The sequence below is a fragment of the Desertivibrio insolitus genome (assembly GCF_017355965.1).
GTDB lineage: Bacteria > Actinomycetota > Actinomycetes > Actinomycetales > Microbacteriaceae > JAFIQW01.
Genome location: NZ_JAFIQW010000002.1, coordinates 26,114 through 46,309, shown reverse-complemented (window position 1 = coordinate 46,309; position 20,196 = coordinate 26,114). Strand labels below are relative to the sequence as shown.

Genomic DNA, 20,196 nt, shown 5'->3' with positions numbered 1-20,196 from the left:
GAGGGCGCAAACGGGCCCCTCGAACGAAGGAGATCGAAATGACCAAGTACATGCTCATCATGCGGAACAGCGCCGAGGCGACGGAGTCCTACAAGGACATCCCGTTCGAGGAGATCATCAACGCGATGGGCGCCTACAACGAGTCCATGATGAACGCGGGCGTGCTGCTCGCGGGCGAGGGCCTCTCCGACGCGAAGGAGGGCTTCGTCGTGGACTTCGGCGGCGAGACCCCGAGCGTCACCGACGGCCCCTACGGCGAGATCCACGAGCTCTTCAACGGCTTCTGGATCATCCAGGTCTCCTCGAAGGAGGAGGCCATCGAGTGGGCGAAGCGGTGCCCGCTCGGCCCCGGCAACAAGCTCGAGGTGCGCCGCGTCACCGACGAGAGCGACTTCGAGGACTTCTCCGACAACGAGTACATCCAGAAGGAGGCCGGCTGGCGCGAGGAACTCGGGACCGTCTGATGGACGTCCGGGCAGGGGTCGACGCCGTCTGGCGCATCGAGGGGGCGCGCATCATCGCGACGCTCGCCAGGATGACGGGCGACGTCGGCCTCGCCGAGGACCTCGCGCAGGAGGCCGTCGCCGACGCGCTCGTGCAGTGGCCCGAGTCGGGCATCCCGCAGAACACCGGCGCCTGGCTCACCGCGATCGCGAAGCGCAAGGCGATCGACCACTGGCGCCGGCGCGAGCGGCTCGACGACCGATACCGCGCGATCGCGCACGACCTCGAGGAGGCGTCGGATGCCGAGTGGCAGCCGATCCCCGACGACGTGCTGCGCCTCGTGTTCACCGCCTGTCACCCCGCGCTCGCCCGCGAGGCGCAGGTCGCCCTGACCCTGCGCACGGTCGCGGGTCTCACGACCGAGGAGATCGCGCGGATGTTCCTCGTCCCCGTCGCGACGGTGCAGCAGCGCATCGTGCGGGCGAAGAAGACGCTCGCGGCGGCGAAGGTGCCCTTCGAGGTGCCCGACCCGAACGAGTGGCCCGCGCGCCTGGCATCCGTGCTCGGCGTCGTCTACCTCGTCTTCACCGAGGGCTACGCGGCGACGAGCGGCGACCGCTGGGTGCGCCGCGAGGTCGCCGACGAGGCGCTGCGGCTCGGGCGGGTGCTCGCCGGGCCGATGCCCCGCGAGCCGGAGGTGCACGGGCTCGTCGCCCTCATGGAGTTCCAGGCGTCGCGCTTCGCCGCTCGCACCGCGCCCGACGGCAGCGCCGTGCTGCTCGAGCACCAGGACCGCACGAAGTGGGACCGGGCGCAGATCGCCCGCGGCCGCGCGGCGCTGGAGAAGGCGGATGCCACGGGCAGGGGCCGCGGCCCCTACGGGCTGCAGGCCGCGATCGCGGAGTGCCACGCCCTCGCCCCGAGCGTTGCCGAGACCGACTGGGAGCGCATCGTGCTGCTGTACGAGGCGCTCGGCCGCCTGGCCCCGAACCCCGTAGTCGACCTCAACCGCGCGGTCGCGGTGTCGATGGCGACCGGCCCGGCGAGCGCGCTGCGCATCGTCGACCAGATCGCGGATGCCGGGCAGCTCGCCGGGTCGCACCTGCTGCCCAGCGTGCGCGGAGAACTGCTCGCGCGACTCGGCCGCGTCGAGGAGGCGCGGTCGGAGCTGACGACGGCCGCGAACCTCGTGCGCAACGAGCGGGAGCGCGACGTGCTGCTAGTAAAGATCGCCGCCCTCGACGCGGGCCGCTGACCGCCGGCGCAGCGCGAGCTCGCGCAGCCCGAGGAACAGCGGGAACGTGAACGCGATCGCGGTGACGAAGCTGCCGATCACGAGCAGCCAGGCGCGCCGGCCCCAGCCGAGGCGCCCACCCTCGACGACCATGAAGATGCTCGCCGCCGTGGCCGCGACCAGCAGGTCGACGGTCGCCGACCCCATCGCCGGGTTGCCGAACAGCGACGCGCCGAGGCTCAGCCCGCGCTCGTCGGTGGCCCACTGCACGTTGAACACCGCGGTGCCGATGAGCCCGGCCGCGGCGAGCGCGAACCAGACGACCGCGAGCACGACGTGATCGCGGCCGCGCCGCGTCATCCTGCTAGCTCCGCCACTCGTGCGGGATGAGCGGCCGTTCCGCGCGTGCCTTGAGCTGCTGCACCGCCCACGAGTTGCCGTCGGGGTCGCTGAACCCGAAGAACGTGCCGCCGTCGCGCTCGTCGATCACGACGATGTCGCTGCACTCGACACCGCGGCTCGCGAGCTGCTCACGGGCCGCGTGCGCGTCGGCGACGACGAGCTGGGTGCCCTTCAGCGAGCCGGGCGCCATCTCCTTCTGCATCGGCAGCGACCCGATGACGATTGAGCAGCCCGACCCGCGCGGGGTCAGCTGCGCGACCTGCATGTACTCGTTGCGCGTGAAGTGGTCGAGGTGGAAGCCCACCTTGTCGCGGTAGAACTCGACGGCCCGCTCGAGGTCCGAGACGGGTACGATCACCACCTCGAGCGTCCAGTCCATCTCGGGCATCCGGGCTCCCTCCGTCTGCCCCGAACGCTAGTGAAGAACGGATGCCTCGGCCAGGGGTGCGTCGTCGCATGTGCGGAGTATCGTGCGGTCCACCGACGAAGGGAGAGCGGATGTCGTTCCAGGCCTACCTCGACACGATCGAGGCCAAGACGGGGCTCACGCCCCGGCAGTTCCTCGAACTCGCCGCCGAGCGCGGCTTCGGACCGGGCACGAAGGCGGGGCCGATCCTCGAGTGGCTGAAGAGCGACTACGAGCTCGGGCGCGGCCACGGCATGGCGCTCGTGCACGTCATCACGAAGGGCGACCGCATCGACGCGAAGCACGTCGGCACCACCGGCACGCACCGCGACGAGAGCGACACCCTCTGGCTCGACGGCGCGGCGACGAAACCACGATGAAGTACACGTTCGACGCCGAGCTCTGGCGGTGGGAGGCCCGGCGGGAGCTCTGGACGTTCCTGAGCGTGCCGCCCGACGAGTCGGAGGAGATCACCGAGGTCGCGGGCGAGCTGCGCGGCGGCTTCCAGTCCGTGCGTGTCGACGTGACCATCGGGTCGTCGCACTGGCGCACGTCTATCTTCGCCGCGGGCACCGAGGACGGGACGTACTGGCTGCCGATCAAGAAGAAGGTGCGGGAGGACGAGGGGCTCGTGCTCGGAGACACCGTCACCGCGACCCTCGAGCTCGTCGACTTCTGAGCGCGTTGGCAGCCCGACGCCGCCCGCTGGCATCCGCGCGACGGCCGAGGTCGGTGGCAGGCCCTACCGTTGACCCGTGACCACCACCGCGCCCGCCAAGCCGGGCCTCGACGTCAAGGTGCTCGTCGCGATCGTCGTGACGGTGCTCGCCTGGGCATCCGCCTTCGTCGTCATCCGCGGCGTCGGCGACGAGATCTCCGGCGGCGCGCTCGCGCTCGGGCGGCTGCTCGTGGGCACGGCGGCGCTGGCACTGCTGCTCTTCAAGACGCGGTGGGTGCGGATGACGCGACGCGACTGGATCTTCGTCGCGGCGTTCGGTCTGCTGTGGTTCGGCGTCTACAACGTCGCGCTCAACATCGCCGAGACAACTCTCGACGCCGGCACGACCGCGATGGTCGTCAACATCGGGCCGCTGCTCATCGCCCTCGGCGGCGGGCTGTTCCTCGGCGAGGGCATCCCCCGCTGGCTCGCGATCGGGGCGGGCGTCGCGTTCCTCGGCGTCATCCTCATCGGCATCGCGACGCGCACCTCGTCGCTCGACCTCGCGGGCGTGCTGTGGGCGCTGCTCGCCGCGTTCACCTACGCGATCGGCGTGCTGTTCCAGAAGCCGCTGCTCGGACGGGTTCCCTCGGCGCAGGTCACCTGGCTCGGCTGCGTGATCGGCGCGGTCGCCTGCCTGCCGTTCAGCGGCGCCCTCCTCGCCGACCTCGCCGACGCCTCGCCGAGCGCGATCGTCGGCATGGTGTGGCTGGGGCTCGTGCCCACCGCGCTGGGCTTCACGACGTGGGGCTACGCGCTGCAGCGGATGCCCGCCGGGCGCCTCGGCGTCACGACGTACATTGTGCCGCCGCTCGTGATCGTGCTCGCGCTCGTGTTCTTCGCCGAGGTGCCGCCCGCCCTCGCGGTGGCCGGCGGCGTGCTCTGCCTGGCCGGCGTCGCGCTCTCGCGCCGCAAGGACCGGCCGCGCGAGGCGGTCTAGCCGCGGCGATCAGGTCAGGTGGTCGTACTTCCCGCTGACCCAGTCGATGTGGCGCTGCGCCGAGTCTTCGATGACGCGCGCCGCCCCGCGGGGCACGTGGTTCTCGAAGTTGCCGTAGACGCGCTCGAACTTCAACTCCGCGAGCTGGTCGGCAATGCGCCGCACGACCGCAGCCGAGAGCGGCAGGTTGTTGGGGTAGCTGCGCATGAAGCTGACGCTCTTGCGGTCGGCGTTGGGGAAGATCGTGTCGCCGGCGAGCAGGATGCTCGCGCCGTCCATCCCCGTCGCCGTGATCACCGCGCTGCCGGGGAAGTGTCCGCCGACCTGCAGGAGGGTGACGCCGGGCACGAGCTCGCGACTGCCCGACCAGTACTCGAGCGAGTCATCCGGCCGCTGCACCCACTCCCGGTCGGCGTCCGCGACGAGCACCGGCACCCCGCCGAGCGCGCGGCTCCACTCGACCTGCACGCCGAACATGTGCGGATGACTCGACGCGATCGCGACCACCGGGCCGAGCTCGCGCACCTGCGCGACGATCTCGTCGTCGAGGTAGCCGAGCGGGTCCCACAGCACGTTGCCCTCGGGACGCACGACGAGCTTCGACCACTGGCCGATCCCGACGCCGGGCTCGGTGCGCAGCGCCACGAGCCCCGGCTCGAGCTCCTGCAGGAACGCGCGGGTGCCGTTCTGCCGCAGCTCGTCGAGCGTGGTCCAGAGCTGACCCTCCTCCGGCACCCACTGCCGCTCGTCGGCGCAGATGGGGCAGACGTCGGGCGTGGTCGCGGTCTCGACCGCGCAGGTGACGCAGAGGGTGACACTCACCCCTTCATGATGCTCTGATCCGCCGGCTCGTCGGCAGCCCCGTTGACATCGGCGCGGAGCGCTGCGTCGAGCGCGCCGCCGAGGTCGCGGTGCAGGTCGTCGACGTGCTCGACGCCGACGCTGATGCGCACGAGCCCCACGGGGATCGTCTGCGCCTCCCCCGCCCACCGGCGACGGCGCTCGAGCGTGGTCTCGACCCCGCCGAGGCTCGTGGCGTGGCGGGCCAGGGAAGTCGCGGCGACGAAGGCGTCGGCCGTGGCGGCATCCGGAAGCACGACCGACAGGATCGTGCCGAAGCCGGGGTAGCGGATGTCGGTGAGCGCGCCGTGGCCCTCGAAGCGGCGCACCAGCTCCTGCGCGTTCTGCTGCGCGCGTTCGAGGCGCAGCGGCAGGGTGCGCAGTCCGCGGAGCGCGAGGTACGCCTCGAGCGGCGACGGGATCGCACCGTGCAGCGAGCGGCGGGTCGTGAGTTCGGCGAGGAGAGCGTCGTCGCGCGTCACGACCGCGCCCATGATGACGTCGCTGTGGCCGGAGATGAGTTTGGTGGCCGAGTGCAGCACGATGTCGGCGCCGAGTTCGAGCGGCTTCTGCAGCATCGGTGTGGCGAAGGTGTTGTCGGCGACCACCAGAACCCCGGCACTCCTCGCGGCGTCGGCGAGCCGAGCGATGTCGGCTACCTCGAGTGCAGGGTTGGTCGGGCTCTCGATCCAGAGCAGCGCCGCGCCGTCGAGGGCGGCGACGACGGCGCCGGTGTCGGCGATGTCCACCTTCGTCACGGCGAAGCGCCCGCGCCCTTCACCGAGGGTCAGCTGCCCGAGCGTGCCCTGATAGGAGTGCCGCGGGACGACGATCCGGCCGCCGATGGGAACCAGATCGAGCACGGCCGCAGTCGCCGCCTGGCCGGAGGAGAATGCGAGGCAGCGGCCACCCTCGAGCGCGCCGAGGGTCTCCTCGAAGGCGGTCCAGTTCGGGTTCCCGTACCGTCCGTACTCGAGGTCGCCGCCGGCGATGTAGGTGGACGCGAGCACCAGCGGCACGTTGAGCGGCTGGTCGGGCTCGTTCGCGGGCCGACCGACGGCGACGGCCAGGGTCTCGGGGTGCAGGTTCTCGTGCGGTGCGCTCACCCCGTAATTGTCGGGCACCCGGGCGGTGCGCGACGAACCGTGACGGTGGTGCCCGTCCGGCGTGGCACGCAGGGCGCGATCCCGGCCGAGAATTCTTCGCCGCCCTGTCGATCACGGCCGGGCTCGCTCGTCATCCCTTCGAGCCGCTGGATCGAGCGGCACCCCACAGGAAGGATGACCCCATGCGTTACACACTGCTGCTGCACTACCCCGAGATGGCCGGGGAGCTCGACGAGGCCGCGATGCAGGAGGGCCAGCGCGCGTTCGCGGCGTACACCGCCGCGCTACAGGGCGCGGGCGCGCTGATCGCCGCCGAGGTGCTGCAGCCCTCGACGAGCAGCACGACACTGCGACAGGTCGACGGCGAGCTCCGCATCCAGGACGGCCCGTTCGCCGACACGAAGGAGCAGCTCGGCGGCACCGTCGTCATCGACGTACCCGACCTCGACGCGGCACTCGACTGGGCGCGGCAGGCTCCGAACATCGCGTGGGGCGCCGTCGAGGTGCGACCGGGCGCCGTCTACACGGTGGAGGGCGAGTGGCGCCCGAACGCCTGACTCAGGAGACGCGGATGGCGCGGGCGGCGGCCGAGCTGGCTGCCCGCGCCTCCTACGGACGCCTCGTCGCCTTGCTCGCGGCGCCGACCGGCGATCTCCAGCTCGCCGAGGACGCAGTGTCGGCCGCCTTCGAACAGGCGCTGCTGACCTGGTCGGAGGTTGGCGTGCCCGACAACCCGGAGGGATGGTTGCTCACCGTGGCCCGCAACCGGCAGCGCGACGTGTGGAAGTCGGCAGCGCAGCGCACCTCCGCTCCGCTCGACGAACGGTTGAGCGCGGACCCGCTCCGCGACGTGGACCCGCTCGCGATCGGGGACAAGCGGCTCGAGCTGCTGTTCGTCTGCGCGCATCCGGCGATCGATCCCGGCATCCGCACGCCCCTCATGCTGCAGACCGTGCTCGGCTTCGACGCGGCCGAAATCGCCGCCGCGTTCGACGTGCCCTCTCAGACGATGGCACAGCGCCTCGTGCGGGCGAAGCGACGCATCCGCGAGGCACGCATCCCCTTCGTCGTGCCCGACCGCCGCGCCATGCCAGAGCGACTTCCCCCGGTGCTCGAAGCGATCTACGGCTGCTACTCCCTCTCCTTCGCCGACCGACGGGATGCCGCGGCGCCCGAGTCGCTCGCGGGCGAGGCGCAGTACCTCGCGGTCACGCTCGCGGCACTCCTCGACGACGAGCCGGAAGCGTGGTCGCTCGCGGCCCTCATCACGCTGTCGCTCTCCCGCGCCCAGGCGCAGCGGACGCACTACGTTCCGCTCGACGAGCAGGATCCGTCGAGCTGGGACGCCGCCCTCATCGAGGAGGGCGAGCGCTACCTCCGCAGAGCCGGCGGCGGGGTTCCCGGACGCTTCCAGCTCGAGGCCGCGATCCAGGCGGTTCACGCCGCGCGGCGGAAGACGGGTGTCACGGACTGGCCGGCCCTCCGCACGCTGCACGAGGCACTCCTCCGCGTCGCGCCCACGCTCGGCGCTCAAGTCGCGCTCGCCGCCGCGATCGCCCGCTCGGACGGACCCGACGCGGGGCTCGCGGCGCTGCCCGTCGACGCGCAGCGCTTCCAGCCGTACTGGGCGGTACGCGCGGCGCTGCTCGCCGAGACGGGAAGGGCCGCAGAGGCATCCGCCGCCTTCGACCGGGCCGCCGCGCTCACGAAGCATGTCACCGTGCGCGCCCACCTCGAGGCGCGCGCTAGAGCCCTCCGGACACCTTGAGCACCGCGCCGGTGGTGTAGCTCGCGTCCGGGGAGAGCAGCCACGCCACGGCGCCGGCGATCTCGTCCGGCCGGCCCGCGCGCCCGAGCGGCACGGTCGGCGCGACCTTCGCGGGCCGCTCGGGGTCGAGATGGAACTCCGTCCACACCGTGCCCGGCGCGACGGCGTTGACCCGGATGCCCGGGGCGAGCTCCTTCGACAGCCCGACCGTCAGCGCCTCGACGCCGGCCTTCGCCGCGGCGTAGTGCACGTACGTGTTCGGTCCGCCGAGGGTCGCGGCCACCGACGAGATGAGCACCATCGCGCCGTCGTCCGTGAGCGCCGGAATCGCCCGCCGCGCGGTGAGCACGGTGCCGAGCAGGTTCACGTCGAGGTCGCGGCGCAGGTCGTCGACGGATACCTCGGCGAGCGGCCCGACCGCGGTGACCGCCCCCGCGTTCGCGACGACCCCGGTGACGGTGCCGAGCGCGGACGCGGCCTCGAAGAGGGCGTCGAGGGATGCGGCATCCGTCGTATCGACAGCGACGGCGAGCGCCCGGCGGCCGGCTGCCTCGACGTCGGCGACCACGGCGTCGGCCGCTGCGCGGTCGCGGCGGTAGCCGACGACGACGTCGTGCCCCTCCTCGGCGAGGCGCCGGCAGACGGCGGCGCCGATGCCCCGACTGCCGCCCGTGACCACCGTGAGAGTCATGCTCCGACCCTAGGCCGCCCCGCGGGGCTCTAAAGTTTCTCAGGTGTCGAAAGTTCTGAGCAGTCTGCCCGTCGGTGAGCGCATCGGTATCGCCTTCTCCGGAGGCCTCGACACCTCCTGCGCGGTGGCGTGGATGCGCGACAAGGGCGCCATCCCCTGCACCTACACCGCCGACATCGGCCAGTACGACGAGCCCGACATCGAGGCGGTGCCCGGCCGCGCAGGCGAATACGGCGCCGAGATCGCGCGTCTCGTCGACGCCAAGGCGGCGCTCGTCGAGGAGGGCCTCGTCGCCCTGCAGTGCGGCGCCTTCCACATCCGCTCCGGCGGCAAGACCTACTTCAACACCACCCCCCTCGGCCGCGCCGTCACGGGCACGCTGCTCGTTCGCGCGATGAAGGAGGACGGCGTCGACATCTGGGGCGACGGCTCCACCTACAAGGGCAACGACATCGAGCGGTTCTACCGCTACGGCCTCATGGCCAACCCGCGGCTGCGCATCTACAAGCCGTGGCTGGATGCCGCGTTCGTCGGCGAGCTCGGCGGCCGCACCGAGATGAGCGAGTGGCTCGTCGCCCACGGCTACCCCTACCGCGACGCGACCGAAAAGGCGTACTCGACCGACGCGAACATCTGGGGCGCGACGCACGAGGCGAAGGACCTCGAGAGCCTGTCGTCGGGCCTCGACATCGTCGAGCCGATCATGGGTGTCGCCTCGTGGCGCGAGGATGTCGAGATCGCCACCGAGGAGGTGTCGGTGCGCTTCGAGGCGGGCCGCCCCGTCGCGATCAACGGCGTGGAGTTCGACGACCCGGTGGCGCTCGTGATGGAGGCGAACGCGATCGGCGGCCGGCACGGCCTCGGCGTCTCCGACCAGATCGAGAACCGCATCATCGAGGCGAAGAGCCGCGGCATCTACGAGGCGCCGGGCATGGCCCTGCTGCACATCGTGTACGAGCGCCTGCTCAACGCGATCCACAACGAGGACACGGTCGCGAACTACCACGCGGAGGGCCGCCGCCTCGGCCGCCTCATGTACGAGGGCCGCTGGCTCGACCCGCAGTCGCTTATGCTGCGCGAGTCGCTCGTGCGCTGGGTCGGCTCGACCGTGACCGGCGAGGTCACCCTGCGCCTGCGTCGCGGCGACGACTACACAATCCTCGACACCGCCGGCCCCGCCTTCAGCTACCACCCGGAGAAGCTCTCGATGGAGCGCGTCGGCGACGCCGCGTTCGGTCCCGAGGACCGCATCGGTCAGCTGACGATGCGCAACCTCGACATCGCGGACTCGCGGGCACGCCTCGAGCAGTACGCCGCGTCGGGCATCATCGGCGGCACGACCGCCGAGCTCGTCGGCACGCTCGAGCCGGGTGCCGCCCACGACATCCTCGATCTCGCCGGCGCCGGCGAGGAGGACACGGAGCTCTCGCGCGCGACGGATGCCGCGTCGGAGCGCGCCGCGTTCGACACCGGCACCGACTAGGCGACGGACCGCACGAACTCCGCGACGGCGTCGGCCGTCGTGGCAAGGTGCTGCGCGTGCGTGAAGCCGCTGAGCTTCGCGCGCGGGCGCAGCTCGTGCTCGCCGTCCTCGAGCCAGAGCAGCCGGATGTTGGGGGCGAGCGCGTAGCCCTCGACCTCCTCCCTCGTGCCGAACTGGTCACGGGTGCCCTGGCAGACGAGCGCCGGCGTCCGCAGCCCGGCGAGGTGCGCCGTGCGCAGCTTCTCCGGCGACCCCGGCGGGTGGAACGGGTACCCGAGGCAGACGAGCCCCGTCACCGCACCCACCTCGTGCAGTTCGTCGGCGACCATGCTCGCGACGCGGCCGCCCATCGACTTGCCGCCGATCGCGACGGGCACGCCGAGCTCCGCGACGACCTCGCGGTACTCGCCGATCAGCGTCTCCGCCTTCGGCGGCGGCTTGCGGGTGCCGGTGCGCCGCGCGGCCATGTACGCGAACTCGAAGCGGGCGACGCGGATGCCGCGGTCGGCGAGCAGCCCGGCCATCCGCTCCATCCACGGCGAGTCCATCGCCGCGCCCGCGCCGTGCGCGAGCACGAGGGTCGGAGCGGTGTCGGGCCCGGTCAGGAGCAGGTCGGTCACCGGCTCAGCCTAGGAGCGCACGAGAGGCTCGACCCCGGCCAGCTGCGGCCCGAGCCCGATGTCGACGAGCACGACCTCTCCCGCGACGTCCGCCGCGGGCGGCAGCAGGAGCCCGGCCTTCAACGCCCCGAGGGTGACCGTGACGTCGGCGCGCAGCACGGGCTCGTGCACGCTGCCGTCGTCGGCGCCCGTGCCGGAGGGCAGGTCGACGGCGACGACGAGGGGGCGGATGTCCCGGCGCGCGAGCACCCCGATCAACCCCGCGACGAGGGATCGGGCGGGCTCCCGCAGGGCCGGGCTCGCGGCCGCGCCGGTACCGAGGATCCCGTCGAGCACGACGTCGCAGCGCTCGGCGTGGGCGGCCGCGTCGGCGCGGTCGACGACTACTGCGCCCGCCTCGCGCGCCGCGGCGAGCCCGCCCTCGTGCAGCCGCTCGCCGAGCGGCACCACGGTCACGAGAGCGCCGTGTTCGGCGAGGGTCGCGGCCGCGTACAGCGCGTCGCCGCCGTTGTTGCCCGCGCCGGCCAGCACCAGCACGCGCCGGCCGACCGGATCGCCGAGGCGGCGGAGTACCTCTCCCGCGAGCCCGGTGGCGGCACGCAGCATGAGCGGCTCCCCCGCGTCGAGCAGTGGCTGCTCCGCGGCGCGCACCTGCGCCGCGCTGTAGCCGTGGGTGAGATTCACAGCTCGCGCCGCATCACGACGCGTCGCTCGCTCGGGCGGCTGACCTCGGTGAAGCCCGCCGCCTCGAACACGCTGCGGCTGCCCACGAAGAGCTCGCCCCACGCCACGGTGGTGTCGGGCGACGTGATCATCGGATACCCCTCGAGCACGGCCGCGCCCCGGTCGCGCGCGAAGTCGACGGCCGCCGCGGCGAGGGCATAGCTGACCCCGAGGCGGCGGAACCCGGCGCGCGTCACGAAGCAGGTGAGCGCCCACACCGAGTCATCCGTCCGGTCCTCGTCGCGCCCGGACCAGACCGTGCGCGAGGTCGACAGGTGCGCGTACTCGGTGCGCGGCGCCACGGCGCACCAGCCGACGGGCTCACCGTCGAGGTAGGCGACGAGTCCGCTCGTCGTGGTCGCGGCCGGGTCGCCGCAGTTCGTCTGCTCGCGATGGCGGGCGGCGCGTTCCTCCACCGGCATCGCACGGAACTCGCGCCCGCGCAGGCGGAACCACTGGCACTGGCAGCGCGGCGGGTCGCCCCGCTCGCCGAACACGAGCTGCAGGTCGTCCCAGCTCGCCTCGTTCGCGGGCACCACCGTGATCGTGCCGTTCGCCACGCCCATCCCGTCAGAGTCGCACCGACGGATGACGCGGGGCAAGAAGTGGCGTCCGCCCCGGCGTAGCCCCGCGCTTATCGAGGCCCGACCGTTTCGGCGATACCGGAGCAGATCTGCGGGCACTCTGCCGATCCGGGCAGGTCTCGTCGAGGCGAGCGGAGGAACGACGAGGGCGGCCTCCACAACGCGAGTTCGAGCGGAGCGGATGGCGCGGCCGGGAAGCCGCGTCAGGCAGCTGAGTTCAGGACTGCGCCGCCGCCTCGGCGTGCAGCGACGCGGGATCGGCGAGGATCGCCTCGAACGCGAGCTCGGCGGCGCCGACAAGCAGGGGCTCCTCGCTGCGGGGCGCGAGCGCGACGGCGACGTCCTCGCGGGGGCCGCGGATCGCCGAGGCGTGCACCGCCTCCGTCAGCTCGGTCGGCCGGGCGAGGAGCAGGATCCGCAGGAACCCGCCGAGCAGGATCATCGACGGGTTGAGCAGCGAGACGACGCTCCGCAGCGCTACGGCGAGCAGTTGTACCTGGCGGTCGACGATCGCGGCGAGCTCCTCCGAGCCCGGCTCCTCGAGGCGGCGCAGCACGACCTCCTCGAGCGACTCGACGTCGTCGTCGGCGAGACCGACCGCGTCGATGAGCTCGCGCCGGGTGACCTCGGCCTCGAGGCATCCGACGACGCCGCAGTCGCACTGCACCCCGTCGGACTTGACGTGCGTGTGGCCGAGCTGCCCGGCGAAGCCGTTGGCCCCGTCGACGAGCCTGCCGCCGCTGACGACCCCGCCGCCGATGCCGCTCGCGCCGCCGTAGAGGTAGACGAGGTCGTTCACGCCACGGCCCTCGCCGAACAGCGACTGCGCGCGCACGCCGACGACCGCGTCGTTCGCGGCCCACACCGGCAGACCGAGCGCCTCGGAGAGCAGCTGCGAGAGCGGCTCGTCGCGCCAGCCGAGGTGCGGGGCGTCGATGACGGTGCCCTCGGCGTCGACGAGCCCGGGGATCGCGAGCCCGACGCCGATGTAGCGCGTCGAGGCATCCAGCCCGCTGCGCATTCCGGCGAAGACCGCGGTGACGATGTTGACGACCTCCTGCGCCGACGGCGGACGCACCGTCGCGAAGCGCACGGATGTCACGAGGTGCCCGCCGAGCGAGACGAGCCCGATCCGCACGGCGTCGAGGTCGGGGTTCACGACGAGCGCGAGCGCCCCTCGGCTCGGCTCGACGAGCAGGCTCGGGCGGCCGAGCTGCCGGGTCTGGTCGAAGGATTCCTCGACGACGAGTCCGAGCTGCACGAGTTCGGCGACGAGAGCGGCGATCGTCGAGCGATTGACGCCGGTCGCGCGGGCGAGCTGGGCGCGGGAGACGCCGCCGGAGGAGTGCACGAGACGGAGCACCGTCGAGAGGTTGTGCCGGCGGACGGCGTCCTGGTTGGTTCCGAGACCGGTCGCGGCCGGGAGACGCCGTACGGCGTCGCCCGACCGCTCCTCGGTGCTACTTGGTGCTGAACGCGGCATCGAAGGCGGCATCCGGCGCGTCGAACGCGAGCCGCCGTACGAACTCGAGAGCCTCGGGGGCTCCCAGCAGTCGATCCATGCCCGCGTCCTCCCACTCGACGGAGATCGGCCCGTCGTAGCCGATCGCGTTGAGAATTCGGAAGCAATCCTCCCACGGCACGTCTCCGTGGCCGGTGGAGATGAAGTCCCAGCCGCGGCGCGGGTCGGCCCAGGCGAGGTGCGAGCCGAGGCGGCCGTTGCGGCCGTTCGTCATGCGGCGCCGGGTGTCCTTGCAGTCCACGTGGTAGATCCGGTCCTGGAAGTCCCAAAGGAACGCGGCGGGGTCGAGGTCCTGCCAGACCATGTGGCTCGGGTCCCAGTTGAGGCCGAACGCCTCGCGGTGCCCGATGGCCTCGAGCGTGCGCACGGTCGTCCAGTAGTCGTACGCGATCTCGCTCGGGTGCACCTCGTGGGCGAAGCGCACGCCGACCTCGTCGAAGACGTCGAGGATCGGGTTCCACCGGTCGGCGAAGTCCTGGTACCCGGCGTCAATCGCCGCCTGGCTCACCGGCGGGAACATCGCGACGTACTTCCAGATCGACGACCCGGTGAAGCCGATGACGGTCTTCACGCCGAGCTTCGCCGCGAGGCGGGCGGTGTTCTTCATCTCCTCGGCCGCGCGCTGGCGCACGCCCTCGGGGTCGCCGTCGCCCCACACGCGGTCGGACAGGATGTCGCGGTGCCGCTGGTCGATCGGGTCGTCGCAGACCGCCTGACCCTTGAGGTGGTTGGAGATCGCGAACAGCTTCAGGCCGTGCCGCTCCAGCAGCTCGAGCCGGCCGGCGACGTACTCGTCGTCGTCCCAGCGCCACGGGTCGAGGTGGTCCCCCCAGCAGGCGAGCTCGAGGCCGTCGTAGCCCCAGCCGGCGGCGAGCCTCGCCACCTCCTCGAGCGGCAGGTCGGCCCACTGGCCGGTGAAGAGCGTGATCGGTCGCGTCATTTCCCTCTCCTTCGAAGGTGGTTCAGGCGGTGGGGGTCCACACGCCGTGGTTGTCGGCACTGCGCTCGACGGCGTCGAGCACCCGCTGCACCTGCAGCCCGTCGGCGAAGCTCGGCCGGGCGGGCTCGCCGGAGACGATGCCCTCGACGAAGTCCTTCGCCTGGTGCGAGAAGCCGTGCTCGTAGCCGATGATGTGCCCCGCGGGCCACCAGGCCGACATGTACGGATGCATCGGCTCGGTGACCGAGATGCGCTTGAAGCCCTGCTGGTCGGCCGGCGCCGTGGCGTCGTAGTACTGCAGGTAGTTCATGTCCTCGAGGTCGAACAGGATCGCGCCCTTCGACCCGGCGACCTCGACCCGGAGGCCGTTCTTGCGGCCCGTGCTGAAGCGTGTGGCCTCGAACGAGCCGATCGCGCCGCCGTCGAAGCGGGCGTTGAAGAGGGCGAGGTCGTCGACGGTGACGTCGCCGTACTCGTCGCCGCCCTTGCCGCTGAGCCCCTGCGACTCGGTCAGCACGGGACGCCGCGGCACGAACGTGTGCAGCAGCCCCGAGACCGCGTCGAGGCGCTGACCGGTGATGAACTGCGCCATGTCGATCGCGTGCGCGCCGATGTCGCCGAGCGAGCCGGAACCGGCGAGCTCCTTCTTCATACGCCATGTGAGCGGCGCGTTCTCGTCGATCAGCCAGTCCTGCAGGTACTGCGCGCGCACCTGGCGGATGTCGCCGACCGCTCCACGCGCGACGAGCTCGCGGGCGAACGTCGCCGCGGGCACCCGCCGGTAGGTGAAGCCGACCATGGCCTGCACCCCGCGCTCGGCCGCGCGCTCGGCGGCATCCGTCATCGCCTCGGCCTCGGCGACCGTGTTGGCAAGCGGCTTCTCGCAGAGCACGTGCTTGCCGGCCTCGAGCGCGGCGATCGCGATCTCGGCGTGCGAGTCGCCGGGCGTCACGATGTCGACGATGTCGATGTCGTCGCGCCGGATGACCTCGCGCCAGTCGACGGACGTCTCCTGCCAGCCCCACTTCTCCGCGGCGGCGGCCGTGCGGGCCTCGTCGCGGCCCACGAGCACGCTCATCTCGGGGGTCGCGGGCAGGTCGTAGAACCGCGGGGCGACCCGCCAGCCCTGCGAGTGCGCGGCCCCCATGAAGCCGTAGCCGATCATCGCAATCCTCAGCGAAGCCATCGGTCGTCTCCTCCTTCTGCCGGCGCGCTCACGCCCGGCTCGTTGTGCGGGAGGTGGGGCCGCGGGTGCCCCACCTCCCTGCGATTGTCGACGATCAGGACGCGAAGGCCGTCGGCAGGTACTGCTCGACGTTCTCCGCGGTCACGACCGGCGCGTTGAGCACGATGCGGGCGGGCACCTCGACCTCGACCAGGTCGCTCATGGCCTTGCCCTGGGCGATCAGACGGGCGAGACGGATGCCGTCGGCAGCCTGCGTCGACGGGTAGATGACCGTCGCCTCGAGCACGCCGTCGCCGGCCTGGATGGCCTCCATGGCGTTGCGCGAACCCGCGCCGCCGACCATGAAGAACTCGTCGCGGCCGGCGGCCTCGATCGCGGCGAGCACGCCGAGACCCTGGTCGTCGTCGTGGTTCCAGATGGCGTCGATCTGCGGGGCGGAGGCGAGCAGCTGCGAGGTCGCGGCCTCACCGCCCTGCACCGTGAAGTCCGCGGCGACGCGGTTGGAGACCTCGAGGCCGCAGTCGGACAGCGCGTCGGCGAAGCCCTGGCTGCGGTCCTGGGTCAGCGGGAGCGAGTCGATGCCCGCGATCTCGGCGACGACGGCGTCGGGGTTGTCGCCCAGGCGCTCGCAGATGTAGGTGCCGGCGCTGACGCCCATGCCGTAGTTGTCGCCGAGGATCGTCGTGCGCGCGGCGAAGGGGCTCGAGAACTCACGGTCGACGTTGATGACGGGGATGCCCGCCTCCATCGCCTGGATCGCGACCTCGGTGAGGGCGGCGCCGTCGGTGGGCAGGAGGACGATCGCGTCGACACCGTCGTTGATGAAGGTCTCGACCTGGCTGATCTGCAGGTTGGCGTCGTTCGTGCCCTCGGCGACGACGAGCTCGACGTCGTCGTAACGCTCGGCCTCGGCGAGCGCCGCCGAGTTGATCGCGCCGAGCCAGCCGTGGTCGGCGGCGGGACCGGAGAAGCCGATGCGGACGGTGTCGCCGCTCTCCTGGTTGCCCTCGGCCGAGTTGTTGGTGGGCTGGGTGCTGGTGCTGCCTTCGCTGCTGCTGCAGCCGGCGAGCAGGCCGATCGCGGTGATCGCCGCGCCCGACGCCAGAAGCAGGCGTCGGCGCGAGGTGCGGGTGATGTGCATTGGTTTCTCCTCATCGAGTGACATTGCAGAACGTCGATGAGGCCTCGGTGATCCGGCCGTGGTGCACAGCCGCGTCCCCATTGACGTTTGACGCAACATAACAGCACCGCCGCGGCGAGGGAAGGGGTAGTTCCGCGACTTTCTCCACTGGCGCGGCCGAAGCCGAATGAAGAAGTTGCGGGCGACGCAATCTCGAAACCCGTTGACGCTGAGCCGCGCACCTCGTTATGTTGCCCGCATGATCAATGTCGACCATGGAACGCCTCTGCTCGAGGTCCGCGGCTTGACGAAGAGTTTCGCCGGGGTCCAGGCGCTTCGTGGAGTCGACCTCGAGATCCGCCCTGGCGAGGTGCACTGCGTGCTCGGCCAGAACGGCGCCGGTAAGTCCACGCTCATCAAGACCCTCGCCGGCGCGCACCGTCCCGACACGGGCGAGATCGTCTGGCGCGGCGAGACGGTGACCCTCGACCACCCGACCGAGGCCCTCGCGCTGGGCATCGCGACGATGTACCAGGAACTCGACGTCGTCGACGGTCTCTCGGTGGCGGAGAACATCTTCCTCGGCCACGAGCAGGCCACCGCAGGCGTCTATCACCGGCGCTCCGCCAACCGCACCGCCCGGGAGCTGATGACCCGCCTCGGTCACGCGTCGATCGCGCCCACCCGCGAGGTCGGCTCCCTCTCGCCCGCCAACAAGCAGATCGTGAGCATGGCCCGCGCGCTGTCGCACGACATCCGGCTCATCATCATGGACGAGCCGAGCGCGGTGCTCGACTCCGAGGAGGTCAAGAACCTCTTCCGCGTCGTGCGCGAGCTCACCGCGCAGGGCATCGCCGTCGTCTACATCTCGCACCGGCTCGAGGAGATCCGCGAGATCGGCGACCGCATCACGGTGCTGAAGGACGGCGCGAGCGTGGCGAGCGGCCTCGAGGTCGCCGACACCCCCACGCACGAGCTCATCCGCCTGATGACCGGCCGCTCGGTCGAGAACGTGTTTCCCGCGAGCCCCGGGGTGCCGTCGGGAGCGGACGTCGTGCTCGAGGTGAACGACCTCAGCCTCCCCGGCGTGTTCTCCGACGTGAGCTTCCAGGTGCGGGCGGGCGAGATCGTCGGCCTCGCCGGGCTCGTCGGCTCCGGCCGGTCGGAGATCCTCGAGACCGTCTACGGCGCACGCAAGGCCGACGGCGGAACCGTCCGCGTCGCCGGAAAGACGCTGCCCCGGGCATCCGTTACCGCCGCGGTGGAGGCCGGGATCGGCCTCTCGCCCGAGGAGCGGAAGAGCCAGGGGCTGCTGCTCGACGAGCCCATCTACCGCAACGTCACGCTGTCGAGCTTCCAGCGCTTCGCCAAGCTGTCGGTGCTCGACGAGCGCCGCGAACGTGCACTCGCCCGCGAGCAGATCGACGCGCTCGAGCTGCGACCCGCGGACCCCGACCGGCGCACCGGCACGCTCTCCGGCGGCAACCAGCAGAAGATCATGCTCGCCCGCTGGCTCGTGCACGGCACGAAGGTGCTGCTGCTCGACGAACCGACCCGCGGCGTCGACGTCGGCGCACGGGCGGAGATCTACGCGCTGATCCGGCGCCTCGCCGACGCGGGCACCGCCATCGTCGTCGTCTCGAGCGAGATCGAGGAAGTCCTCGGCCTCGCCGACCGTGTGCTCGTCGTGGCGGAGGGCTCCGTGCTCGCCACCGTCGACGCCGACGCCATCACCGAGCACGGAGTGCTCGATCTCGTCATGAAGGGAAGTGCCGCGTGAGCGTGCAGGAGAAGGTCGACGCCAAGGGTGGCGCGACCGAGAACAACGACCGGAACGTCCTGAGCAAGGTGTTCGGCGGGTCGGTGGGGCGCAACCTCGGCCTCGTCATCGCACTCGCGCTGCTCGTGGTCGTCGGCGCCGTCACGGCGGGCGACCGCTTCACCAACGTCGACAACTTCCTGACGATCGTGCGGTACGCCTCGGTCATCGGGGTGATCAGCATCGGCATCACCTTCGTCATCATCGCCGGCGGCATCGACCTGTCGGTCGGGTCGGTGATGGGGCTCTCGACGGTCGTCGCCTCCCTCACCGCGGTACAGGCCGCGGCGACGCAGAGCTCGTGGCTGCTCATGGTGGTCGTCGCTCTGGCCGTCGGCGCGCTCGCCGGGCTCATCAACGGCATCGTCATCGCCTACGGCAAGGTCGTGTCGTTCATGGCGACCCTCGCCATGCTGGTCGGCGCGCGCGGTCTCGCCGAGCTGTTCTCCGAGCGGCGCACGCTCATCGTGAGCAACCGCGACTTCCTCGCGTTCTTCCGCTCCGACCTGCTCGGCGTGCCGATCCTCATCTGGATGTTCGCGGTCGTGGCCGTGCTCGGCTGGTTCCTGCTCAACCGCACGACGTTCGGCCGCCGCACGGTCGCCATCGGCGGCAACATGGAGGCTGCGCGCCTCGCCGGTGTGAAGGTGAACCGCCACCTCGTCTGGCTGTACGTGCTCTCGGGCGCGACGGCGGGCATCGCGGCGGTCATGATGATGGGCCGCACGACCGTCGGCACCTCGACGCACGGTCTGCTCTACGAGCTCGACGCGATCGCCGCGGTCGTCGTCGGCGGCACGCTGCTCGTCGGCGGTCGCGGCACGATCGTCGGCACCATCTTCGGCGTGCTGATCTTCTCGACGCTCACCAACGTGTTCACGCAGAACAATCTGTCGACCTCGGTTCAGGCCGTCGTCAAGGGCGTGATCATCGTCATCGCGGTGCTGCTGCAGCAGCGCTTCGCCGCCCGCCCCGGTGGTCGCGGGGGCCGGTCGAAGAAGCGGAACACGACGCCGCAGCTCGACAGCGCGGCGCAGCAGCAGTCGGCCTGACGCCATGAAGAGGGGCCCGGATGCATCCGGGCCCCTCTTCACACGTCCATGAGCCAGTCGAGCCGGTCGAGGTCGCGCCGCACCTCCGCGATCCGCCGGTCACGATCGCGTCGGTACTCCTCGTCCACGACGATGCGCGGCTGGGCGGCGAACTTCGCCTGCATGACCTCGTCGAGGGCCGAGTCCCGGGCGATCGCGAGCTGGCCGCGGAGGTAGTCGCGGTCGTCCGCCAGCTCGCGCAGGCGCTCGATCATCCGCCGGTCGGCCGCGCGGCGCAGCTCGAGCGTCGGCACGTCCTGCTGCCGGTAGTCGTCGTGCCATCCGGCACGGCCGGAGCGGCGCCGGGCGCGCTTGATGGTCTTGTCGAGGAACTCGACGTCCTGCTGGCGCTCGTCGATGAGGTTGTCGATCTCGAACGCGAGAGCGGCCAGCAGGTCGCCCTCGTCCCATGCCTCGCGGTCGCGCAGCGCGCGCACGATGATGAGGTTCTTCATCGTCAGCCGGAAACCGGCGCTGACGATCAGCAGTCCCTCGTCGGCGGAGTTCTCGACCTCTGCGGCGTCGGGACCGCCCGCGGGCGGAGACGACCGAGCCATGC

At 71.6% G+C, this 20,196-nt stretch carries 23 protein-coding genes; 10 read left to right on the top strand and 13 right to left on the bottom strand.

Annotation, left to right across the window (positions count from 1 at the left end; all coding sequences use genetic code 11):
- The first annotated feature begins 38 nt into the window (after nt 1–38).
- Nucleotides 39–464 carry a YciI family protein gene (locus JUB10_RS04250; protein ID WP_207454459.1) on the top strand — a complete coding sequence of 142 codons (426 nt, stop codon included), beginning with the start codon at nt 39–41 and terminating at the stop codon, nt 462–464.
- Nucleotides 464–1,699 carry an RNA polymerase sigma factor gene (locus JUB10_RS04245; protein WP_207454458.1) on the top strand — a complete coding sequence of 412 codons (1,236 nt, stop codon included), beginning with the start codon at nt 464–466 and terminating at the stop codon, nt 1,697–1,699. The genes JUB10_RS04250 and JUB10_RS04245 overlap by 1 nt, the downstream gene beginning before the upstream one ends.
- On the opposite strand, the gene JUB10_RS04240 is transcribed toward JUB10_RS04245, so the two are convergent.
- Nucleotides 1,664–2,038 (bottom strand): DUF2834 domain-containing protein, encoded by a 375-nt coding sequence (locus JUB10_RS04240; RefSeq protein ID WP_207454457.1) that lies wholly within the window; start codon nt 2,036–2,038, stop codon nt 1,664–1,666. The two genes, JUB10_RS04245 and JUB10_RS04240, sit on opposite strands and share 36 nt — an antisense overlap.
- A gap of 4 nt (nt 2,039–2,042) precedes the next feature.
- Nucleotides 2,043–2,468, bottom strand: a complete 426-nt coding sequence (locus JUB10_RS04235; RefSeq protein WP_455905760.1) for a VOC family protein — start codon at nt 2,466–2,468, stop codon at nt 2,043–2,045.
- A gap of 110 nt (nt 2,469–2,578) precedes the next feature.
- On the opposite strand from JUB10_RS04235, the gene JUB10_RS04230 reads away from it, so the two are divergent.
- From JUB10_RS04230 to JUB10_RS15000, 3 genes are all read left to right on the top strand, one after another.
- A complete protein-coding gene (locus JUB10_RS04230; protein WP_207454456.1) occupies nt 2,579–2,866 on the top strand; it encodes a DUF4287 domain-containing protein in 288 nt (95 codons plus the stop codon).
- The gene (locus tag JUB10_RS04225) at nt 2,863–3,165 is read left to right on the top strand and encodes a DUF1905 domain-containing protein (protein ID WP_207454455.1); all 303 of its coding nucleotides are present in this window, start codon (nt 2,863–2,865) and stop codon (nt 3,163–3,165) included. The genes JUB10_RS04230 and JUB10_RS04225 overlap by 4 nt, the downstream gene beginning before the upstream one ends.
- Before the next feature lie 76 nt (nt 3,166–3,241).
- Nucleotides 3,242–4,144, top strand: coding sequence for a DMT family transporter (locus JUB10_RS15000; protein ID WP_307859088.1), 903 nt, complete (start codon nt 3,242–3,244; stop codon nt 4,142–4,144).
- Nucleotides 4,145–4,153: 9 nt separating this feature from the next.
- Here the strand turns inward: JUB10_RS15000 and JUB10_RS04215 are convergent, their stop codons facing one another.
- Together JUB10_RS04215 and JUB10_RS04210 are read right to left on the bottom strand one after the other, a co-directional pair.
- Nucleotides 4,154–4,966: an MBL fold metallo-hydrolase gene (locus JUB10_RS04215; protein WP_207454454.1), complete on the bottom strand. Its 813-nt coding sequence runs from the start codon at nt 4,964–4,966 to the stop codon at nt 4,154–4,156.
- Nucleotides 4,963–6,090, bottom strand: a complete 1,128-nt coding sequence (locus JUB10_RS04210) for a trans-sulfuration enzyme family protein (RefSeq protein ID WP_307859087.1) — start codon at nt 6,088–6,090, stop codon at nt 4,963–4,965. The genes JUB10_RS04215 and JUB10_RS04210 overlap by 4 nt, the downstream gene beginning before the upstream one ends.
- A 182-nt stretch (nt 6,091–6,272) precedes the next feature.
- On the opposite strand from JUB10_RS04210, the gene JUB10_RS04205 reads away from it, so the two are divergent.
- Nucleotides 6,273–6,647 (top strand): YciI family protein, encoded by a 375-nt coding sequence (locus tag JUB10_RS04205; RefSeq protein WP_207454453.1) that lies wholly within the window; start codon nt 6,273–6,275, stop codon nt 6,645–6,647.
- Nucleotides 6,648–6,661: 14 nt separating this feature from the next.
- On the top strand, nt 6,662–7,858 hold the full coding sequence (locus tag JUB10_RS04200; RefSeq protein ID WP_207454452.1) for an RNA polymerase sigma factor: 1,197 nt from the start codon (nt 6,662–6,664) through the stop codon (nt 7,856–7,858).
- On the opposite strand, the gene JUB10_RS04195 is transcribed toward JUB10_RS04200, so the two are convergent.
- A complete protein-coding gene (locus tag JUB10_RS04195; RefSeq protein WP_207454451.1) occupies nt 7,836–8,549 on the bottom strand; it encodes an SDR family NAD(P)-dependent oxidoreductase in 714 nt (237 codons plus the stop codon). The two genes, JUB10_RS04200 and JUB10_RS04195, sit on opposite strands and share 23 nt — an antisense overlap.
- Before the next feature lie 43 nt (nt 8,550–8,592).
- On the opposite strand from JUB10_RS04195, the gene argG reads away from it, so the two are divergent.
- Nucleotides 8,593–10,032: an argininosuccinate synthase gene (gene argG, locus JUB10_RS04190; RefSeq protein WP_207454450.1), complete on the top strand. Its 1,440-nt coding sequence runs from the start codon at nt 8,593–8,595 to the stop codon at nt 10,030–10,032.
- On the opposite strand, the gene JUB10_RS04185 is transcribed toward argG, so the two are convergent.
- The 7 genes from JUB10_RS04185 to JUB10_RS04155 form a co-directional block, all read right to left on the bottom strand.
- On the bottom strand, nt 10,029–10,652 hold the full coding sequence (locus JUB10_RS04185) for an alpha/beta fold hydrolase (RefSeq protein WP_207454449.1): 624 nt from the start codon (nt 10,650–10,652) through the stop codon (nt 10,029–10,031). The genes argG and JUB10_RS04185 overlap by 4 nt on opposite strands.
- 9 nt (nt 10,653–10,661) lie before the next feature.
- Nucleotides 10,662–11,336: an NAD(P)H-hydrate epimerase gene (locus JUB10_RS04180; protein WP_307859086.1), complete on the bottom strand. Its 675-nt coding sequence runs from the start codon at nt 11,334–11,336 to the stop codon at nt 10,662–10,664.
- Nucleotides 11,333–11,941 (bottom strand): GNAT family N-acetyltransferase, encoded by a 609-nt coding sequence (locus JUB10_RS04175; RefSeq protein WP_207454448.1) that lies wholly within the window; start codon nt 11,939–11,941, stop codon nt 11,333–11,335. The genes JUB10_RS04180 and JUB10_RS04175 overlap by 4 nt, the downstream gene beginning before the upstream one ends.
- Nucleotides 11,942–12,176: 235 nt before the next feature.
- The gene (locus JUB10_RS04170) at nt 12,177–13,442 is read right to left on the bottom strand and encodes an ROK family transcriptional regulator (protein WP_207454447.1); all 1,266 of its coding nucleotides are present in this window, start codon (nt 13,440–13,442) and stop codon (nt 12,177–12,179) included.
- On the bottom strand, nt 13,420–14,421 hold the full coding sequence (locus JUB10_RS04165) for a sugar phosphate isomerase/epimerase family protein (protein ID WP_207454446.1): 1,002 nt from the start codon (nt 14,419–14,421) through the stop codon (nt 13,420–13,422). Before JUB10_RS04165 ends, JUB10_RS04170 begins: the two co-directional genes overlap by 23 nt.
- A 22-nt stretch (nt 14,422–14,443) precedes the next feature.
- Entirely contained in the window at nt 14,444–15,607 is a 1,164-nt protein-coding gene (locus JUB10_RS04160; RefSeq protein ID WP_242682156.1) for a Gfo/Idh/MocA family protein, read from the bottom strand.
- 94 nt (nt 15,608–15,701) lie between these two features.
- Nucleotides 15,702–16,748 (bottom strand): substrate-binding domain-containing protein, encoded by a 1,047-nt coding sequence (locus JUB10_RS04155; protein ID WP_207454445.1) that lies wholly within the window; start codon nt 16,746–16,748, stop codon nt 15,702–15,704.
- Between the two features lie 283 nt (nt 16,749–17,031).
- Here JUB10_RS04155 and JUB10_RS04150 point away from each other — a divergent pair, with 283 nt between their 5' ends.
- Nucleotides 17,032–18,507: a sugar ABC transporter ATP-binding protein gene (locus JUB10_RS04150; RefSeq protein ID WP_242682155.1), complete on the top strand. Its 1,476-nt coding sequence runs from the start codon at nt 17,032–17,034 to the stop codon at nt 18,505–18,507.
- A gap of 2 nt (nt 18,508–18,509) precedes the next feature.
- Entirely contained in the window at nt 18,510–19,598 is a 1,089-nt protein-coding gene (locus JUB10_RS04145) for an ABC transporter permease (protein WP_374191692.1), read from the top strand.
- Nucleotides 19,599–19,636: 38 nt separating this feature from the next.
- Here JUB10_RS04145 and JUB10_RS04140 read toward each other — a convergent pair whose 3' ends face one another.
- On the bottom strand, nt 19,637–20,194 hold the full coding sequence (locus JUB10_RS04140) for a hypothetical protein (RefSeq protein WP_207454442.1): 558 nt from the start codon (nt 20,192–20,194) through the stop codon (nt 19,637–19,639).
- Nucleotides 20,195–20,196: the final 2 nt, after the last annotated feature.

Excerpts from the sequence above, each read along its gene's own strand:
- JUB10_RS04240 (WP_207454457.1), bottom strand. The coding sequence starts at position 2,038 with ATGACGCGGCGCGGCCGCGATCACGTCGTGCTCGCGGTCGTCTGGTTC.
- JUB10_RS04245 (WP_207454458.1), top strand. The coding sequence starts at position 464 with ATGGACGTCCGGGCAGGGGTCGACGCCGTCTGGCGCATCGAGGGGGCG.
- JUB10_RS04165 (WP_207454446.1), bottom strand. The coding sequence starts at position 14,421 with ATGACGCGACCGATCACGCTCTTCACCGGCCAGTGGGCCGACCTGCCG.
- JUB10_RS04250 (WP_207454459.1), top strand. The coding sequence starts at position 39 with ATGACCAAGTACATGCTCATCATGCGGAACAGCGCCGAGGCGACGGAG.
- JUB10_RS04225 (WP_207454455.1), top strand. The coding sequence starts at position 2,863 with ATGAAGTACACGTTCGACGCCGAGCTCTGGCGGTGGGAGGCCCGGCGG.
- JUB10_RS04205 (WP_207454453.1), top strand. The coding sequence starts at position 6,273 with ATGCGTTACACACTGCTGCTGCACTACCCCGAGATGGCCGGGGAGCTC.
- JUB10_RS04170 (WP_207454447.1), bottom strand. The coding sequence starts at position 13,442 with ATGCCGCGTTCAGCACCAAGTAGCACCGAGGAGCGGTCGGGCGACGCC.
- JUB10_RS04140 (WP_207454442.1), bottom strand. The coding sequence starts at position 20,194 with ATGGCTCGGTCGTCTCCGCCCGCGGGCGGTCCCGACGCCGCAGAGGTC.
- JUB10_RS04155 (WP_207454445.1), bottom strand. The coding sequence starts at position 16,748 with ATGCACATCACCCGCACCTCGCGCCGACGCCTGCTTCTGGCGTCGGGC.
- JUB10_RS04235 (WP_455905760.1), bottom strand. The coding sequence starts at position 2,468 with ATGCCCGAGATGGACTGGACGCTCGAGGTGGTGATCGTACCCGTCTCG.
- JUB10_RS04200 (WP_207454452.1), top strand. The coding sequence starts at position 6,662 with ATGGCGCGGGCGGCGGCCGAGCTGGCTGCCCGCGCCTCCTACGGACGC.
- JUB10_RS04195 (WP_207454451.1), bottom strand. The coding sequence starts at position 8,549 with ATGACTCTCACGGTGGTCACGGGCGGCAGTCGGGGCATCGGCGCCGCC.
- JUB10_RS04160 (WP_242682156.1), bottom strand. The coding sequence starts at position 15,607 with ATGGCTTCGCTGAGGATTGCGATGATCGGCTACGGCTTCATGGGGGCC.
- JUB10_RS04175 (WP_207454448.1), bottom strand. The coding sequence starts at position 11,941 with ATGGGCGTGGCGAACGGCACGATCACGGTGGTGCCCGCGAACGAGGCG.
- JUB10_RS04230 (WP_207454456.1), top strand. The coding sequence starts at position 2,579 with ATGTCGTTCCAGGCCTACCTCGACACGATCGAGGCCAAGACGGGGCTC.